At 70.9% G+C, this 17,146-nt stretch carries 17 protein-coding genes, 6 tRNA genes and 1 pseudogene; 17 read left to right on the forward strand and 7 right to left on the reverse strand.

The window, feature by feature from the left end:
* The 8 genes from AB0K67_RS36125 to AB0K67_RS36160 all read left to right on the forward strand — a co-directional run.
* A partial coding sequence (locus AB0K67_RS36125; RefSeq protein ID WP_364069137.1) for a hypothetical protein occupies positions 1 to 335 on the forward strand: 335 nt, incomplete at its 5' end.
* An 89-nt stretch (positions 336 to 424) separates the two neighbouring features.
* Positions 425 to 498 (forward strand) — tRNA-Ala (locus AB0K67_RS36130).
* 1 nt (position 499) lies between these two features.
* Positions 500 to 571, forward strand: a tRNA-Gly gene (locus AB0K67_RS36135).
* A 6-nt stretch (positions 572 to 577) separates the two neighbouring features.
* Positions 578 to 650: transfer RNA gene (locus AB0K67_RS36140), tRNA-Leu, on the forward strand.
* Between the two features lie 4 nt (positions 651 to 654).
* Positions 655 to 727 (forward strand) — tRNA-Glu (locus AB0K67_RS36145).
* A gap of 1 nt (position 728) precedes the next feature.
* Positions 729 to 804, forward strand: a tRNA-Arg gene (locus tag AB0K67_RS36150).
* Between the two features lie 6 nt (positions 805 to 810).
* Positions 811 to 891 (forward strand) — tRNA-Tyr (locus AB0K67_RS36155).
* 65 nt (positions 892 to 956) lie between these two features.
* The gene (locus tag AB0K67_RS36160) at positions 957 to 1,457 is read left to right on the forward strand and encodes a hypothetical protein (RefSeq protein WP_364069139.1); all 501 of its coding nucleotides are present in this window, start codon (positions 957 to 959) and stop codon (positions 1,455 to 1,457) included.
* 559 nt (positions 1,458 to 2,016) lie between these two features.
* Here the strand turns inward: AB0K67_RS36160 and AB0K67_RS36165 are convergent.
* From AB0K67_RS36165 to AB0K67_RS36175, 3 genes are all read right to left on the reverse strand, one after another.
* Positions 2,017 to 2,322, reverse strand: a complete 306-nt coding sequence (locus AB0K67_RS36165) for a hypothetical protein (RefSeq protein ID WP_364069141.1) — start codon at positions 2,320 to 2,322, stop codon at positions 2,017 to 2,019.
* Positions 2,323 to 2,569: 247 nt separating this feature from the next.
* Positions 2,570 to 3,652, reverse strand: a complete 1,083-nt coding sequence (locus tag AB0K67_RS36170; protein WP_364069143.1) for a serine hydrolase domain-containing protein — start codon at positions 3,650 to 3,652, stop codon at positions 2,570 to 2,572.
* Positions 3,653 to 3,888: 236 nt separating this feature from the next.
* Positions 3,889 to 4,824: an NADP-dependent oxidoreductase gene (locus tag AB0K67_RS36175; RefSeq protein ID WP_364069145.1), complete on the reverse strand. Its 936-nt coding sequence runs from the start codon at positions 4,822 to 4,824 to the stop codon at positions 3,889 to 3,891.
* A 109-nt stretch (positions 4,825 to 4,933) separates the two neighbouring features.
* On the opposite strand from AB0K67_RS36175, the gene AB0K67_RS36180 reads away from it, so the two are divergent.
* Complete coding sequence (locus tag AB0K67_RS36180; RefSeq protein WP_364069147.1) at positions 4,934 to 5,359, forward strand: helix-turn-helix domain-containing protein; 426 nt, start codon at positions 4,934 to 4,936, stop codon at positions 5,357 to 5,359.
* Between the two features lie 216 nt (positions 5,360 to 5,575).
* Here AB0K67_RS36180 and AB0K67_RS36185 read toward each other — a convergent pair whose 3' ends face one another.
* Positions 5,576 to 6,592: a LacI family DNA-binding transcriptional regulator gene (locus tag AB0K67_RS36185; protein ID WP_364069149.1), complete on the reverse strand. Its 1,017-nt coding sequence runs from the start codon at positions 6,590 to 6,592 to the stop codon at positions 5,576 to 5,578.
* A 393-nt stretch (positions 6,593 to 6,985) separates the two neighbouring features.
* Here AB0K67_RS36185 and AB0K67_RS36190 point away from each other — a divergent pair, with 393 nt between their 5' ends.
* The 6 genes from AB0K67_RS36190 to AB0K67_RS36215 all read left to right on the forward strand — a co-directional run bounded on the left by AB0K67_RS36190 (position 6,986) and on the right by AB0K67_RS36215 (position 14,917).
* Positions 6,986 to 8,887 carry a beta-L-arabinofuranosidase domain-containing protein gene (locus AB0K67_RS36190; RefSeq protein ID WP_364069151.1) on the forward strand — a complete coding sequence of 634 codons (1,902 nt, stop codon included), beginning with the start codon at positions 6,986 to 6,988 and terminating at the stop codon, positions 8,885 to 8,887.
* A 94-nt stretch (positions 8,888 to 8,981) separates the two neighbouring features.
* Positions 8,982 to 10,256, forward strand: a complete 1,275-nt coding sequence (locus AB0K67_RS36195; RefSeq protein ID WP_364069153.1) for a sugar ABC transporter substrate-binding protein — start codon at positions 8,982 to 8,984, stop codon at positions 10,254 to 10,256.
* 77 nt (positions 10,257 to 10,333) lie between these two features.
* Positions 10,334 to 11,290 (forward strand): sugar ABC transporter permease, encoded by a 957-nt coding sequence (locus AB0K67_RS36200; RefSeq protein WP_364069155.1) that lies wholly within the window; start codon positions 10,334 to 10,336, stop codon positions 11,288 to 11,290.
* Positions 11,287 to 12,141, forward strand: a complete 855-nt coding sequence (locus tag AB0K67_RS36205) for a carbohydrate ABC transporter permease (RefSeq protein WP_364069157.1) — start codon at positions 11,287 to 11,289, stop codon at positions 12,139 to 12,141. Before AB0K67_RS36200 ends, AB0K67_RS36205 begins: the two co-directional genes overlap by 4 nt.
* A gap of 37 nt (positions 12,142 to 12,178) precedes the next feature.
* Positions 12,179 to 14,638, forward strand: a complete 2,460-nt coding sequence (locus AB0K67_RS36210) for a glycoside hydrolase family 2 protein (RefSeq protein WP_364069159.1) — start codon at positions 12,179 to 12,181, stop codon at positions 14,636 to 14,638.
* A gap of 48 nt (positions 14,639 to 14,686) precedes the next feature.
* Complete coding sequence (locus AB0K67_RS36215; protein ID WP_364069161.1) at positions 14,687 to 14,917, forward strand: hypothetical protein; 231 nt, start codon at positions 14,687 to 14,689, stop codon at positions 14,915 to 14,917.
* Positions 14,918 to 14,923: 6 nt separating this feature from the next.
* On the opposite strand, the pseudogene AB0K67_RS36220 reads toward AB0K67_RS36215, so the two are convergent.
* The 3 genes and pseudogenes from AB0K67_RS36220 to AB0K67_RS36230 form a co-directional block, all read right to left on the reverse strand.
* Positions 14,924 to 15,139, reverse strand: a pseudogene (locus AB0K67_RS36220) (Clp protease N-terminal domain-containing protein); the annotation flags it as partial.
* 73 nt (positions 15,140 to 15,212) lie between these two features.
* Positions 15,213 to 15,482: a GlsB/YeaQ/YmgE family stress response membrane protein gene (locus AB0K67_RS36225; RefSeq protein ID WP_364069163.1), complete on the reverse strand. Its 270-nt coding sequence runs from the start codon at positions 15,480 to 15,482 to the stop codon at positions 15,213 to 15,215.
* A 77-nt stretch (positions 15,483 to 15,559) separates the two neighbouring features.
* Positions 15,560 to 15,934 carry a darcynin family protein gene (locus tag AB0K67_RS36230; RefSeq protein ID WP_364069165.1) on the reverse strand — a complete coding sequence of 125 codons (375 nt, stop codon included), beginning with the start codon at positions 15,932 to 15,934 and terminating at the stop codon, positions 15,560 to 15,562.
* A 41-nt stretch (positions 15,935 to 15,975) separates the two neighbouring features.
* On the opposite strand from AB0K67_RS36230, the gene AB0K67_RS36235 reads away from it, so the two are divergent.
* Together AB0K67_RS36235 and AB0K67_RS36240 are read left to right on the forward strand one after the other, a co-directional pair.
* Positions 15,976 to 16,542, forward strand: a complete 567-nt coding sequence (locus AB0K67_RS36235) for a TetR/AcrR family transcriptional regulator (RefSeq protein ID WP_364069167.1) — start codon at positions 15,976 to 15,978, stop codon at positions 16,540 to 16,542.
* A 225-nt stretch (positions 16,543 to 16,767) separates the two neighbouring features.
* Positions 16,768 to 17,124 (forward strand): SDR family oxidoreductase, encoded by a 357-nt coding sequence (locus AB0K67_RS36240; RefSeq protein ID WP_364069169.1) that lies wholly within the window; start codon positions 16,768 to 16,770, stop codon positions 17,122 to 17,124.
* Positions 17,125 to 17,146: the final 22 nt, after the last annotated feature.

Raw genomic sequence — 17,146 nt, forward strand, 5'->3', positions numbered from 1 at the left:
TCTGGATTCCACACACCCACATGATCACTGCGGTGGCCGTCTCACGTCTCAGCCTCGACCAGATCGAGATCTCGAAGTGCGGCTGGAGTACTAAGAACTCGGCGGGAATTCCCGGTGGCGCTCATGCGTCCGAAAAAATAAGTGGCACGACCGCCGAGTCCGCCATTACCGTCGATGACAACGAAACGCGGGGCGGTGCCCGATCCGCCCCCTCCGGACCACAGCAAAGGAACCACGTCATGCTTCTCGCGGCCGCCGCACTCGGACAGGAAGGGCGAGGCTATCGCCGCCCTGCCGAGCTGGGCCGCGCCCTGCGTGAGGTGGCTCCTGGATGATCCTCGGAGAGGACCATTCCAGAGGCCGCCAGGTGACCACCCGGCGGCCTTTCCTTTTGCTGATTGACAATTGCACAGCGAAGCGCCATGGGCTGATGGTGAAAAGGCATCACACCTGCCTTGCAAGCAGGAGTTCGGGTTTCGAGATCCCGTCGGTCCACCAAGCCGCAGAAGCCGAACGGGTAAGGCGGCTGGCTTCCAACCAGCAGGACGGGGTTCGAGTCCCCGCTGCGGCTCTCCACGCGTCCGTAGCCCAATGGGAGAGGCGCCGGTCTTAGGAACCGGTCAGTGCGGGTTCGAATCCCGCCGGACGTACTGCGCCCCGTTCGTCCAGTGGTCAGGACACCCGGCTTTCACCCGGGAGATCGCCGGTTCGAATCCGGTACGGGGTACGGCCCCATAGCTCAATGGACGAGAGCGCCGGCCTACGAAGCCGGGTCTGGTGCAGGTTCGAGTCCTGCTGGGGTCACCTCACGCGCGAGCTGGGCATGTGGCGAGCCCACCCGGCTGTAAACCGGACGCTTCGGCTGTGGCGGTTCGACTCCGTCCTCGCGCACCGCTTTCCCGGCGCCGCCGGACCCCCATGATGCGGAGCTGAATGAGCCTGCGATAATGCGGCGAATGGATCATCGCTCTCATACGTGGATCCGGCGACGGCTGCGTTCGCTGGCGTGGCTCGAGTTGCTCAACATCCCGCTGCAGGCGATGATCTGGTTCGTCGCGGTCGGGTTTCCGCTGACGACCGTGAACATCGTGGGCTTCGGTCTGACCGCGCTTCTCCTGCTGGAGGGAGCCGCTTATTGGCGGGCCAAGCGCCGCAGGCTGGACACGGGCCGCAAAACCCTGCCCGGAGCCGGCGCTTTCACGGTCGCCCGCTGGGGCAATGTCGCCGTTCTGACCGCGGGCCTGCTCGTCATCCTTCGGGGCGTGGTCACCGATCCGGGAGTGGGAAGCTGGCCGGGTCTGGTGTTCGGCTTGTTCGCGTTTTTGGAGCACGTGAACTACTTCCACCTTCAGCTCATGTACGACACCGCCGAGGATCTCCGATACCTGCGAACGCGCGGCCTGCGCCGCGCCCATCTGGCCCGCGATCTCGCCCTCTATGCAAGAACGCGGGCATGACATTGTCGATTGACGAGATTCGTCAATCGTGCCGGCTTCTCATGGGCTTCCCGGCGCGTTCTGACGGCCGCGCCGGCTCGCCGATCCGCATGGCCCGGACTCTCAGCACTTGACCCTCGGCTCCGGCCGCGTCCACGGCCGCCTTGGACCGCGCCGGCCGCCGTATTGCGCGATCCGGCACCGCACGACGGACGTGCCTACGGCGTTGGCCGCCGAGGCCGCATCCCTTCGCGAAATCACCGAACGGCCGGCCGAGGTGACCAGGGGACCCTAGGGGCTGCCTCGGAGCGTTGACCGGCGGCGTGTCGCAGCTGCGCATCCACATCTCCGCCATCACCGACTGGCTCATCGCCCTCTGAAACACGCCCTTGCTGCTTGCCCTCCAGCGAGACGCCGGTGTGTTCGACGGGCGTCAGGGGAAGGCGCCGGACCAGCGGCGGCGCCACAGGTTCGTAGGGGGCGGGTGAGCTCGCCGTCACCGGTGCGGCGGCGGGCTCGTCGCCGTACGCCGCAGGCGGGGCGCCACACGAGGAGGGACGGGTGGCGCCGTCTTCGGCTGTCAGGAGGTGCGGCCGGGTGACGCGGGCGCGCTCCGGGCGGCACCGCTGTAGTAGGGGTACCACACGTCCCCACAGTCGGCCAGAGGCGCGTCGGCGACGCGCCAGCAGCAGATGTTCAAGACGTCTCGGAGCGTGTAGTAGACGAGGTACTGGAGCTTGCAAACGGTAAACGGCAAGGTCCCCGCACCGGGTAGTGATGTCGTGGCCTTGGTCTGGGCGCCGGCGGGTGCCGCTGTTCCTGCCGTCAGCAGCGCTACGGACATCACCGCGCCGAGCGCCGCGGCGAGTGCCTTCTTCGTGAGCATGGGCCTCCTCAAGGGACTTCTGTGACCTGTGGTGCACATGAGGAGTACCCCGCGGGCGGGGGCGCCGGACCAGCGGCGGCGCCACAGGTTCCTACGGGGCAGGGCAGCTTCACCGGCGGCGCGGCGGTTACTCGGACGTCACGGCCTCGGGCGCGGAGCGTCACGTGCGGGTTGTGCGGGCGGGGTGGGCGCCGGCATATGCGCAGGGCCCGAACCCCAGGCGGCGGGATCCGGGCCTTTCGCTGGTTCAGCGCGACCTGCTCTCCGGCTGATCTCCTGGCGCCGCACGGGGGAGTGATCTGCTTCCGGTGAAGACGAGTGCGTGGAAGGCGCTGCGGACGGCCGCGATCGGCTCGCGGTCCCGGCCGAAGTAGAGCTTGTTCGTCAGCAGGACGGCCCACCGTGACTGCTTGGCGGAGACCCACAGGGCCGTGCCGGTGAAGCCGTAGTGCACGTACACGTCCTCGTCGCCGCCGGGGCCGGGGTGCCAGAACAGGCCGCGCCGGGGAGCGAGGCCGCCGGTCTGGATCCGCAGCGACTGCGTCACCCACGCCTCCCCGAACCCGGCCCCGGGGGCGGGGTTGAGGAGGTGCCGCTGGAAGCGGGCCAGGTCGTCCAGGGTGGAGAAGACGCCGGCGATGCCGCACACGCCGCCGAGCAGACGGGCGGAGAAGTCATGGGCGACACCCTTGAGGTGGGCGCCGGACCCCGGGTCGAACTCGGTCGGAGCGCACCGCGCCCGCTCGGCGTCCGGCAGCGGCCCGAACCTCGTGCCGGTCATGCCCAGCGGCCGCCAGATCAGGCTCGCGGCGAGCCGGTCGAGCGGGGCGCCGGTGAGGTGCTCGGCGAGGAAGCCCAGGATGAGGGCGGCCCGGTCGGTGTACTCGACGGCCTCGCCGGGCGGCCGGTGCAGGGCCTCACGCAGCACTCCCTCCCGGACGGCGCGGGGGTCGGTGCCGTACGACGCCTTGAGGTTGGCCCGCAGCGGCACGCCGGCGGTATGGGTGAGCAGGTGATGTGCGGTGACCTGGCCGAGCGGCCGGCCCGCGACCTCGGGCCAGAAAGTGCCCAGGGGCTGGTCCAGCGGCAGCCGCCCCTCCTCCCACAGGGCGCCGATCACGGACCACACCGCGACGATCTTGGTCAGGCTTGCGACATCGAAGATCGTCTCGCGCCGCATCGCGGACCCGGGATCGTCGGGGTCGGCCAGCCCGCGGGCTCCCCAGCCGAGCACGCCGCTCGCATCGCCGACAGCCCACACCGCCCCCGGGAAGACCTGCTCGCGCACGCCCCGCTCCAGCAGCCGGATGATCGGGTCGTAGCAGTCCATGATGCGTCCTTGCAGGCAGGCGGGCATGCACCGGCCAGCGTAACGGCCGGTCCGCGTCGGGACCGGTCCTTCAGCGCGTACCACGCCCTGGTGTCGGCGCCCAGCGACAACACGAGCGTGATCGGCGCGGCAGCGCAACCGAACGCGTACGTCAGCGCCAGGGAGCCGGATCCCCGGCCGACGGCCATCGAAGGCCCGTCACCCGATCGCCCGCAAGGCGCGGGGCGGCAGCGGCCTCAAGGGGTGAGGACGAGACGGCCGCGGAGGCCGCCTTCTGCGAGGCGCTTGTGCGCGGCGGCGACCTGCTCCAAAGGCAGGGTCCCGGCCACGCGAAGGGTGAGTGACCCCGCCTCGACCAGGGCGGCGAGCTCGGCGAGGCGGGCGCCGTCAGCGTAGATCCAGTGGGTGAAGACGCGGACGCCGCGCAGCGGAGGCGGCGCCGCTCCGGCCACGAGCGCGGCGAAGGCCCCATGCGACCGGACCGCGTCGAGGGCGGCCGCGCCGGTCAGGGCGGCGTCCAGCGCAGCGTGCACGCCGCCGGGAACGAGGGCGCGAACGGCCTCGCCCAGCCGTGCCGTACGCGGCACGAAGAGATCGGCTCCGAGCTCGCGGACGAGCGGCTCGTCGCCGGCTCCGGCGACCGCGATCACCCGGATGCCGCGCGCGGCGGCGAGCTGGGTCGCGAAGCCGCCGACGGCGCCGGCCGCCCCGGTCACCAGCAGCGTCTGCCCGGGGCTCAGGCCGAGGCCGTCGAGCGCCTGCGCGGCGGTGAGCCCGTTCAGGGGAAGTGTGGCGGCCTGTACGGGCGAGACGCCCGCGGGTGTGGCCGTGACCGCGTCCGCATCGAGCACGACCTGGTCGGCCTGGGCGCCGAGCGGGACGTCCAGCCGGTCGGACAGGCCGATCACCCGGTCTCCGGGCTCGATGCCGGTGACTCCCGGGCCGACCTCCTCGACGGTTCCCGCGACGTCCCACCCGAGGCCCACCACGTCCCGCGCCGACATCAGGCCCGCCTCGGCGAGCGCACCCGACCGGGTGGCCAGATCGACAGGATTGACGGTCGCGGCCTCGACCCGGATCCGCACCTGTCCTTCTCCCGCGACCGGCACCGGAACCTCCGCGACTTCCAGGACCTCGGGCCCGCCGAACGAACGGACGACGACTGCACGCATGAAGATCTCCTCATCACGAAAAGTCGGAACTTGAGGAAGACCGTATGGAGACTTACTCTCTGTTGGGAAGTACGTACCTGAAGGTGCGTACCGTACGGAATGGAGAGCGATGACCACCCGCACCGCCGCCCAGCAGCGCGAGCAGGCGCGCATCGCCTACGACGCCTACCTCGCGACCTGCCCGACACGTCAGCTTCTCGACAGGATCGGCGACAAGTGGGTGGGTCTCGTGCTCACCGCCCTCGCCGATGGTCCCCAGCGCTACAGCGGCCTGTCGCGGACCATCGCCGGCGTCAGCGAGAAGATGCTCACCCAGACCCTGCGCACCCTCGAACGCGATGGCCTGGTCTCCCGGTCGGTCACGCTCTCCGTCCCGGTACGGGTCGACTACGCCCTCACCCCGCTGGGCAGAAGCCTGCTGCCCGTGATGCAGGCCATCAAGGACTGGGCCGAGACGCACATCGACGAGGTCACCGCCGCCCGCGCCGCCTACGACGAGCGCGAATCAGGTGAGCGGCAGGAGCACCTGCCATAGCTCCGAAGCCAGGTCCGCGCCGCCTGGTCATGGCGCCGCACCGGGAGGCGGGCAGGCGCAGTTCCCGCGGCGTCCGCTGCCGGAGAGCGGCACCGGGATGGCCGCCGTCTGCACCTGGCCCGCGACGCGGCCACCACGTCGGCCGCCTACCGCCGCGCCTACCGAGGCCGCCCGCAACCGCCCGGCCGAGACCGTCACTGAGGCTCCGGCCCGGTGTCAGGACTCGCGCACGACGAGGTGGCCCGCCACCACATGGCGGCCCGGCTGCGGATGCCCGTCGATCGCGGCGATCAGCAGCTCGGCGGCCCGGCGGCCGATCTCCTCCAGCCCCAGGTCGACCGTCGTCAACGGTGGCCGCGCGGCCTCCGCCACCAGGGCCCAGTTGTCCACGCCGACGACGCCGACCTGCATGGGCAGGGAGACCCCGGCCTCGCGCAGCCCGTCGGTGACGCCGCGGGCCACCACGTCGTTGCCGCAGAAGACGCCGTCCACGTCGGGGTGGGCGCGCAGCAGCTGGGCGGCGGCGAAGCGCCCCCACGCCTCGGTCCAGCTGCCGAAGTAGGGCTCGCCCACGAGCCGGAGGCCGTGCCCGGCCAGCGCTTCGATCGTGGCGTCTGCGCGTTCGCGGGCCGAGGCGTGGGAGTGCGGGCCGGTGATGTGGGCGATGCGGCGGCGGCCGGTCTTGACGAGGTGGTCCACGGCCAGGCGCGCGGCGCCGCGCTCGTCGCTGACGACGTTGCAGTCGTCCGGGTCGCTGCTCGGCGCGAGCGCGTACACGACGGGGACGGGCAGGTCGCGGCCCAGAGGGCGGCGCTCGTCGGTGCGCCGCCCGGCCACGATGATGCCGTCGACCCGGCGTTCGAGCAGCTTGCGCAGGTGGTGCTGCTCGCGGATGGGGTCGTCGCGGCTGTCGCACAGAAAGGCGATCATCTCGCCGGCGGCGAGCGAGTCCTCGGCGCCGCGCATCACGGGGATGCTGAAGCGGCCGTAGCTGTCGGTGGTGATGATGCCGACGGTGAACGTACGCCCGGACAGCAGGCTGCGCGCGTTGGTGTTGGGGGCGAAGCCCAGCTCCTCGGCCGCGGCGCGCACCCGGGCCCGGGTCTCCTCGCGGAGGTTGCCACGGCCGTTGAGCGCCTTGGACGCGGTGCCCAAGGACACGCCGGCCCTGGCGGCCACGTCCGCGATGCCGACGCGGCGGCCCGCGGCCTGGGGAGAAAGATCCTCGGTCATGTGCTGTTCTTCGTCGTCGATGGCGGGGCTGCGTGATCACAACCGTAAGCCGGAAACACGTGATCTCGTCTAGGAAAATTTTCCTCAACCGTACACGTGTGTGATGCTCCGCGATAGGCCGTGCCGAACGCCAGGATGCCGGTCGGAGCCTCAGATGGCCACTGTGAGCTGTTGTTTTCGCGGCGTCATGGCGCTCGGGTCTTGACCGGTTCAACGGCACGGTCCTATGTTGACGAACGGGAAAAGGTTTCATTCATGTTTCCCGGCGGTGTTGCCGCCCTCACGTTCCCGTCCATCCGCGATTGATCCCGACGTCACCGTGCGGCGGTGGTTCGGCGTCAGCAGCGACCCGGTCGACCGCTCCACGATCTCCACGAGAGGCAACAGCAGAACGTGCACACCCAAGACGCGCCGCCCCGAACCCGGATCCCGGGCCCGGCCGTACCGCGTAGGCCAGCGCGACTTGCCCCCATACCGCTGGACGCGGCGAAGCCGGACCCCGCGTCCCTGCTCGGCGGCTGGCAGGAGCTCAACGCCACGGCCACCATCCCGCACTGCGTCGACAACGTCGAGCGGACCTCCGCCATCGAGAACTTCCGCCGCCTGGCCGCGGCGGGCGAAGACGGGCCGCAGGGCACGTTCAAGGGGCCGTGGTTCGCCGACTCCGACCTGTACAAGACGCTTGAGGCCATCGGCTGGGAGGCCGGGCGCAGCGGCACCGGCCGCTGGGCGGACCTGCTCACGGAGCTGGCCGACCTGCTCGAACGCGCGCAGGCCCCCGACGGCTACCTCAACACCTACGTGCAGGGCACCGGCAGGGAGCCGTTCACCGACCTCGAGTGGACCCACGAGCTCTACTGCGCGGGCCACCTCATCCAGGCGGCCGTGGCCCTGCACCGAGGCGGCGGCGACGAACGCTTCCTCGCGATCGCCCGCCGCGTCGCCGACCTCATCGTGCGCGAGCTCGGCGAGGACGGCCGCCCGCTCATCGACGGCCACCCCGAGATAGAGACGGCCCTGGTCGAGCTGTACCGGGAGACGGGGGAGGAGTCCTACCTGCGCGCGGCCGAGCTGCAGATCGAACGCCGCGGCCACCGCTCGCTCGGCGCCGGCCGCTTCGGCTCGCAGTACTTCCAGGACCACCTGCCGGTACGGGAGGCGACCGAGGCGATCGGGCACTCGGTCAGGCAACTCTACCTGGCCGCCGGCGTCACCGACGTCTACCTGGAGAACGGCGACGAGACGCTGCTGGAGGCGATGGAACGCCTGTGGGACAGCGCCTTCGGCACCAAGATGTACATCACCGGCGGGCACGGCTCCCGGCACCGCGACGAGGCGTACGGCGACCCGTACGAGCTGCCCCCCGACCGCGCCTACGCCGAGACCTGCGCCTCCATCGCGGCCCTGCAGTGGTGCTGGCGGATGCTGCTGGCCACGGGCAAGGCCCGCTACGCCGAGGAGATGGAGCGCGCGCTGCTGAACGCGATCGCCGCCTCCATGGACCACACCGGCACCGCGTTCTTCTACTCCAACCCGCTCCAGCTGCGCACCGGGCACGACGGCTCGCACGAGGACGCGCCCAGCGAGCGCCTGCCCTGGTACAACTGCGCCTGCTGCCCGCCGAACCTGGCCCGCCTGCTGGCCTCGGCCGGCGCCTACACGGCCACGTCCGGCCCCGACGGGCTGCAGCTGCACCTGCTCACCGCGGGCACGTTCACCGGCCGGAACATGAGCGCCGCCGTCGAGACCGGCTACCCGTGGGACGGCGACGTGCTGGTCACGGTCAGCGGCGCCGGCGAGCTGGCCGTCCGGGTGCCGTCCTGGGCCGAGGGCGCCACCGCCACCGTCACCGGAGGGCGCGTGCTCGCCGAGCCGGTTCCCGGCGACTACCTGCGCGTGGCCTGCGACGACGGCGCCACCGTGCGCCTGACGCTGCCGATGACGCCGCGCCTGGTGCGCGCCGACGAGCGCGTGGACGCCGTACGCGGCTGCGCGGCCGTCATGCGCGGGCCGATCGTGTACTGCGTCGAGCAGGCCGACCTGCCCGAAGGCGTCCTGGTCGAGCAGCTCCGCCTCGACACCGCCGCCCCGATCACCGAGGAGCGCACCCCCGGCGACCTCACGCCCGTCCGGCTGCGCCTGTCCGGCACGATCCAGCCGCTGGGGACGGAGCTGTACGGCCCGTACGGCCAGGCCCCCGCCGCCCGCACCCCGATCACCTTCACCGCCATCCCCTACCACGCCTGGGCGAACCGCGGCCCAGGAGCCATGCGCGTGTGGATCCCGACCGCCTGACCCTCCATCCACCCCCCTCCACCCCCTGCCGGGCCGCGCGGGAAGCGGCCCGGCTCACCGCCCGCACGCGGCGCGGGCAGAAAGCGAAGTCACCATGAGAACCACGAGGCTCGCGGCCCTGGCGGCCGCTCTCGCGATCGCCGTCTCGGCCTGCGGGGGCGGCGACGCAGGCCAGACGTCGGCGGCCGGCGACAAGCCGACCGGCACCGCCACCCTCTGGGTACGCGACAGTGCCAAGGGCTTCATCAAGCTCCTCACCGACCAGTACAACAAGACGCACGAAGGCAAGGTGACGGTCACCATCGTGCCGTCGGGCAACTTCGTGCAGAAGTTCGGCACCGCCGCCGCCTCCGGAGCGGGACCGGACATCACCTCGATCGACCTGGTGTTCGCGCCGTACTTCGCCTCCAAGGGCGTCTTCGAGGACCTCACCCCGGTGCTGAACTCGCTGAGCTGGAAGGACGGGCTCAGCGAGGCGCACAAGAAGCTCGCCGTCTACGAAGGCAAGACCTACGCGCTGCCGTTCACCGCCGAGGCGTCGGTCACCTTCTACAACAAGGACCTGTTCAAGAAGGCCGGACTCGACCCCGACAAGCCGCCTGCCAACTACGCAGAGATGCTGGAGGCGGCGCGCGCGATCCGCAAGCTCGGCAGCGACTACTACGGCTTCACCATGGCCGGGCAGTGCGGCGGCTGCAACGTCTTCGAGTTCGCCCCGCATGTGTGGGCCAGCGGCGGGAAGATCCTGTCCGACGACGGCAAGACCGCGATGTTCGACAGCCCCGAGGTGACCGACGCCCTGGCCTTCTACCGCCAGATGTGGACCGAAGGGCTGATGCCTCCCTCGGCCAAGACCGACGGCGGCACCGTGCAGCCGCAGTCCTTCCAGAGCGGCAAGGTCGGCATGGTGAACCTGGGCGCCTTCTTCGTGCAGACGCTGGTGAAGGACAAGAAGTTCGACTTCGGCGCCACGCCCATCGTCGGCAAGGAGGGCGGCACCGCCTCGTTCGCCGGCGGCGACCTCATCGGCGTCGCCAAGAGCGCCAAGAACAAGGCCGTGGCCTACGACTTCGTCAAGTGGGCCACCGGCGAGGAGGCGCAGACCATCCTGGCCGAGAACGGCATCGTCCCGATCCGCACCGACCTCATCGACAAGATCTACGCCCCGCTCGACCCGCGCTACAAGGTGCTCGGTGACGCGATGGCCGCCGGGCAGACCCCGTACAGCGTGGTCGAAAACGCGATCATCAACGACAACAACGGCCCGTGGGCCAAGATGATCAACCAGGCGGTGTTCGGCACCGGCGACATCAAGGCGGCGCAGGACGCGGCCAAGCAGGCCGCCCAGCAGATCATCGACCAGGGCTGAGGACCGATGCCCGCCGCGGCGCCGGGCCGCCGCGGCGGGATGCACCACATCGGCCGAGCCGGCCGGAGGAGGGCCGCATGACCGAGACCGCAATTCCGAACGTGACGCCGGGCTCGCCGGACACCGCGGCGGCGACGCGGCCGCGCGGGCCCCGGCTGTCCATCAGACGGCGCCGCCAGCTGCTGGGGATGGCCGTGGTGGCGCCCGCCCTGACCGTCGTCACCGTGTTCTTCCTCATCCCGCTCGTCATGACGTTCTGGATGTCGCTGCACGAGTGGCCGCTGCTCGGCGACCACCAGTTCGTCGGGCTCGCCAACTACGTCAAGGCGCTGGGCGACGCCGAGTGGCTGAACGCCATCCGCTTCACCCTCGAGTACACGGCACTGATCACGCCGATCCTGTTCATCGCCGGCCTGGCGCTCGCCCTGCTCGTCCATCGCCGGAGCCGGGCGGCGCGGGTCTTCCAGTCGGTGTTCTTCCTGCCCGTGGTGATCGGCTTCGCGGCGGCCGCGTACCTGTGGCTCTACCTCGCCCAGCCGGGCCTCGGCCCGCTGTCGGACCTCGCCGTGCGGTTCGGGCTCGGCAGCCGCGACACCAACTGGTTCGCCACCGCCACCAGCGGCCTGCTCATCGTCACCGCGATGGTGGTGTGGAAGGTCACCGGCATGCAGATGCTCCTGCTGCTGTCGGGCCTGCAGTCGATCCCCGGCGAGCTGACCGAGGCGGCGCGCATCGACGGCGCGGGCCGCTGGAAGGTGTTCAGGCACGTCACGCTGCCGCTGCTGCGGCCGACCCTGGCGCTGGTGCTGGTCTTCTCCGTGGCCGGCTCGCTGCTCGCGTTCGACCAGTTCTACATCATGACCAGCGGCGGGCCGTCCAACGGGACGATCACCGCCGTCTACCAGATCTACCGCACGTCGTTCATCAACTTCGAGCTCGGCTACGGCGCCGCGCTGTCGGCCATGCTCATGGTCGTGCTCGCCGCGGTCAGCGCCGTGCAGATGCTCCTGCTGCGCAACTCGGACCACTCATGAACCTCATCGCCGACGTCCGCAGGACGCTTCCGCGCGCCGCCTGGTGGGCCGCATGCCTGTGCGTCTCCGTCGTCATCCTCTACCCGCTGTACACGATGCTGTCGCAGTCGCTGAAGACACCGGCCGAGGCGACGGAGAACCCGCCCACCCTCTACCCGCACAGCCTCTCGCTGGAGAACTACGCCGCACTCGGCGACACCGGCCAGGTCGGCCTCTGGCAGCACGTCGGCAACAGCCTCATGGTCGCCGCTGGCGCGACCCTGCTGACCGTGGTGCTCGCCACGCTCGCCGGCTACGGCTTCGCCAAGCTGCGCTTCCGCGGCAGCGGGGTGCTGTTCTTCGTCATCCTGATCACGTTCATGATCCCGTTCCAGGCGATCATCACGCCGCTGTTCTCCATCCTGCACGGCATGGGACTGAGCAACACGCTGCTCGGGCTCGTCCTCGTGTACGCGACGTTCCAGCTGCCGTTCGGCATCTTCCTGATGCGCAACAGCTTCGCCGCCCTGCCGCCGAGCATCGAGGAGGCCGCGCTCATGGACGGCTGCGGGCTCGTCGGCGCCATGACGCGCGTGCTGCTGCCGGTCGCGATCCCCGGCGTGATCAGCACCGCGCTGTTCACGTTCTTCGCCTCATGGAACGAGTTCTTCGCGGCGCTCATCCTCGTCACCGACGAGGCCAAGTTCACCCTGCCGGTGACGCTGACCGTGCTCGCCTCCAACCAGCTCGGCACCCTCAACTGGGGGCTCACCCAGGCCGGCGTCGCCGTCACGGCCGTCCCGTGCATCGTGCTGTACCTGCTGCTGCAGCGGTACTACGTCACCGGCCTCATCGCGGGCGCCGTCAAATGAGATCCGAGATCGGCCGGGTGCGATACTCGGAGATCACATGAGTACCGCACGCATCACCCGCACCGCCCTGACCGGAGGATGGACGCTCGAACCGGGCGCGGCCGGCCGCTTCCCCGAGCACGTACGCGCCCACGGCCCCATCCCCGCCACCGTCCCGGGCACCGTCCACACCGACCTGCTCGCCGCACACCTCATCGACGACCCCTACCTCGACGACAACGAACGCCTCCAGGGCTGGATCGGCGCCGCCGACTGGACCTACCGCCACGAACTGCGCTGGCGGCCCGACGGCAGCGACCGGCAGGAACTCCTCTTCCAGGGCATCGACACCGCCGCCGCCGTCAAGCTCAACGGGCACCTCCTGGGCACGACCAGGAACATGCACCGCAGCCACCGCTTCGACGTCACCGGCCTGCTGCGCGACGGCGCCAACGAGCTGACCGTCGAGTTCACCTCCTCGATCAGGGCCGCCGACGCCGCCAGCGTCGAGATCGGCTCCCGCCCCCACACCAACCACCACCCGTACAACGCGATCAGGAAGATGGCCTGCGGCTTCGGCTGGGACTGGGGCATCGACACCTCCACCTGCGGCCTGTGGCGGCCGGTCGTGCTGGAGACCTGGTCCGTCGCGGCGCTGTCCGAGCTGCGGGTGTCGGGCGTCGTACGCGACGGCGTCCCGACCGCCGTCGTGAACGCCACCGTCAAGCGCACCGGCGACGCCGGCCTGGCGCTGCGCGTCACGCTCGCCGGCCGCGAGACCGTACACACCCTGACCGGCGACCAGGCCACGATCGAGCTCGCCGCCCCGGACGCCGCGCTGTGGTGGCCACGCGGGCACGGCGACCCCGCCCTGCACGACCTGCGCGTCGAGCTGCTGCACGACGGCGAGATCCTCGACGCGCAGCAACGCCGCATCGGCTTCCGGACGGTCGAGCTGCAGACCGAGCCGGACGAGCACGGCACGCCGTTCCGCATCGCCGTCAACGGCGAGGTCGTGCTGATCCGCGGCGCCAACTGGATCCCCGACGACGCCTTCCCCCACCGCGTGGACCGGGCGCGGTACGCCCACCGGCTCGACCAGGCCGAGTTCGCCGGCATCAACCTGCTGCGGGTCTGGGGCGGCGGCATCTACGAGCAGGAGGACTTCTACGCCGAGTGCGACGAACGCGGCATCCTGACCTGGCAGGACTTCCTCTTCGCCTGCGCCGCCTACGCCGAGGAGGAGCCGCTGTGGCCGGAGATCGAGGCCGAGGCGCGTGAGGCCGTGGCCCGGCTCGGCGCGCACCCCTCCCTGGTGCTGTTCAACGGCAACAACGAGAACCTGTGGGGACGCCAGGAGTGGGGCTGGGACGCCGGGCTCGACGGGCAGACCTGGGGCGAGCGCTACTACTACGACCTGCTCCCGGCGATCGTCTCCGAGCTGGCCCCGCATGTGGCGTACACGCCGGGCAGCCCCTTCAACCCCGCGCGCGACGAGCGGCAGAACGACCCCGCCCACGGGACCGTCCACATCTGGGACGTCTGGAACGAGAAGGACTACCGGCACTACCGTGACTACCGGCCCCGCTTCGTGGCGGAGTTCGGCTGGCAGGGCCCGCCCACCTGGGCCACGCTCACCGAGTCGATCTCGGACGACCCGCTGACGCCCGAGTCGCCGGGCATGCTCGTCCACCAGAAGGCCGCGCGCGGCAACACGAAGCTCACCAACGGCCTCCTCCCGCACTTGAAGCTGCCCCGTGACATGCGCGACTGGCACTGGGCCATGTCGCTCAACCAGGCCGCCGCCGTCCGCACCGGCATCGAGTGGTTCCGCTCGCTCACCCCGCTGTGCGCGGGCACCGTGGTGTGGCAGCTCAACGACTGCTGGCCCGTCACGTCCTGGGCGGCGGTGGACGGCTACGGCCGCCGCAAGCCGCTGCTGTACGCGCTCCGCCAGGCCCACGCCGACCGGCTGCTCACCATCCAGCCGGACGGTGATGGGCTGGTGCTGACCGCCGTGAACGACACCGCCGAGCCCTGGCGCGGCACGCTCACGCTGGAACGCCGCCGCTACGACGGCACCGTGCTGGCCACCGAGACCGCCGAACTCGACATCCCGGCGCGCGGCACCGCCCGCCACACCGCCGGCCCGTCCCTGGCCACGCCCGGAGACGCCGCGAACGAGCTGCTCGTCGCCACCTTCAGCGGGGCCCGCGCGCACTGGTTCTTCACCGACTACCGGGACTCCGCCCTGCACGCGCCGGAGACCGAGGTCACCGCCGAGCGCACCCCGGACGGGTGGGCGGTGACGATCCGCGCCGCCACCCTCGTCCGCGACCTCGTGCTGCTCGCCGACGCGCTCGACCCGGACGCGGTCGCCGAGGACGGCCTCGTCACGCTCCTGCCGGGGGAGAGCGTCACCATCGCCGTCCGGGGCGCCGTGGACGCCCGCCCGGACGCGTTCGCCGCCCCGCCGGTGCTCCGGAGCGCGAACGACCTGGTGGCCGCTCAGCCGTAGCGGTACGCAGGCCCCGTCATCGGTGATCCGGCTCGTAGGCTCACGCGTATGGCGAAGCAGGAAGTCGGAGCCGCGAAGACCAGGAAGGCGTCCGAGATCGGCGGCCGCGCGTACTACGCGTGCTTCGCGCGGGGCGGCCGCCCCCACACCCTGCTGGACTGCTGGTTCGAGGACGAAGACGGGGACCGCGACAACTGCGACTGGGTCAACATCAAGACCGGCGAGGGGCCGTGGCCGTACGTCCGCAAAGGCGAAGTGATCACGCCGGAAGACCCGTGACGGGACCTACCGCGCGGGCCCGCGGACGTACCTGCCCGTCGACCAGGACCTCAGTGGCAGGGGTGCGATACCCGTCACCCTCCATCGTCGCGAGCGGCTTCGCCTCCGGCTCGCCCGGTTCGACCATCCCGGCGAGCAGCTGGGGGGCACCGCGTCACGGTCGCGCAGCAGGGCGCGGAAGAGGTGCTCGGCGCCCACGTACGCGTGGCCCATGGAACGCGCGACGCGCGCCGCCTCCTCGACGGCGGCCTCGTACCGAGGCGTCGGCGTGGGGCCGCCGGACCCTCGTGGCCGGTCATGTGCGGCGCTTGCCGTAGGTGCCGGCCGTCAGCGAGACGCCGAGCGCCGCCAGAGCCACCTGGATGCCCAGCTCGATCCAGTCGACGCCCGAGGTGTCGGCGACGCCGAGAACGGTGGCGATCGCGGTGCCGATCAGGGCCGCCACCAGGCCGATCACGATCGTGAGCCAGATCGGGATGCGCTGCCGTCCGGGGATGACGAGCCGCCCGAGCGCGCCGATGACGATGCCGACGATGAGGCCGGAGAAAATGCCGGTGATCTCCACGCGTCTACCTCCCGAGTCCCACACGTGCGTCTGCTCTGGGAACGAACGCCGCCCCGGCGCGGTTCCTGCACGGCCGGTCACGAAGGGGCGTTGCGCCGCTCGTAGTCCGCGAAGCCGTCGCCGACCGTGGTGATCGTCTGCTCGTGCCGGAAGTACGGAACGCCGAACAGGGGAGTGTCGCGCAGCCCCTCCCACAGGTCGTACCAGTCGCCCATGTCGGTCGTGGTGACCACGGCGACGTCGGTGGGGCTCGCGCTCCACGCCTCGGCGTCGAACCAGTCGAGCCGGGTGGTGCCGGCGTACCGCTCGAGCAGCGGCCGTACGTGCCGCTCGATCACGGCCCCGCGCTCGCTCCTGGTCAGCGCCAGCCAGGCGGGCAGCGCCGTGAAGTGCAGAAAGATCGTGTACGTCCGGCCGGCGCCGCCCTTTCCTGTAACAGGTGCTTCACTCATGGGTCGGCATTGAAACATGTAACACCTGCTACAGTCAACGCGTGGCGCGAGCGGCGGACCAGGAGAAACGCAGGCGGCTCATCGAGGCGGCCATCGACCACCTCGACCGGCACGGCGTCGCCGAGTTCTCGCTACGGCGGCTCGCCGAGGCCATCGGCACGAGCGCCCGCATGCTCGTCCACTACTTCGGCACCAAGGAGAACCTCCTGAGCCAGGCGCTGGCCGCCTCCCGCCCCGACGTGCCCGCCCTGTTCGGCACCGTCCGCGATGCCGCCGGCCTGCGCGAGGCGGCCTTCGCGCTCTGGCAGGACAGTGCGGAGGGCGCCCAACGCCGCAACGTCAAGCTGCTGCTGCAGACGATGGCCCTCGCGACCGCACCAGGCCACCACTACCGGCCGTTCGTCCAGGAGGCGGTGACCGCATGGGTGACGCCACTGGCCGCCGCCTTCGTACGCATCGGCCTTGACGAGGCGGAAGCCGAGGCCCGCGCGACCGCCCTGGTGTCAGGGCTCCGCGGCCTGCTCCTCGACCGCTACGCCACCCACGACACCACCCGCACCGACGCCGCCGCCCAAGCCCTCATCAACGCCCTCCTGCCCCCGCAATAGGCGACCGCCAAAACCCCCGCGATAGGTGGCCGGCGAAAGCCCCCGCGATAGGTAGCCGGGAAAAGCGTGATAGCCGCCCTTGCGCACACCCGAAAAGCGAGGTCAGATTTCAGCGAGAAATGCTCGCCTGATGTGCGCCAGCCCTCGTCACACCGCTGCTTTCAGCGTTATCGCGCGAGTTCACGGTCCGTTTCGAACGGACGAAATCACCACGAGGGAAAAGATATGGATCTCCAGCTTTCCGGCAGGGTCGCGGTCGTCACCGGCGCCTCCAAGGGCATCGGCCTGGCCGTCACCCGTACCCTCCTCTCCGAGGGCACACGTATCGTGGCCGCTTCACGGAAGAGCACCCCCGAGCTGGACGCGCTCAGCGGCGCGGCCGACATCATCGCCGCCGCGATCGGCGCCGACCGCGACAGCGTCCTCGACAAGGCCGCACCCGAGATGATGAAGCCGGTCACCGGCCGTCTGATCGCCCCCCAGGAGGTCGCCGACGTGATCGCCCTGCTCGCCTCACCCCGCTCGGCCGGCACGACCGGCGCCGACTTCGCCGTCGATGGCGGCCTCCTCAAGCAGATCTGACGAGCCCTGCCGTCCGGTGCCG

The sequence above is a fragment of the Nonomuraea sp. NPDC052634 genome (genome assembly GCF_040678535.1).
GTDB classification, from domain to species: Bacteria; Actinomycetota; Actinomycetes; order Streptosporangiales; family Streptosporangiaceae; genus Nonomuraea; species Nonomuraea fastidiosa.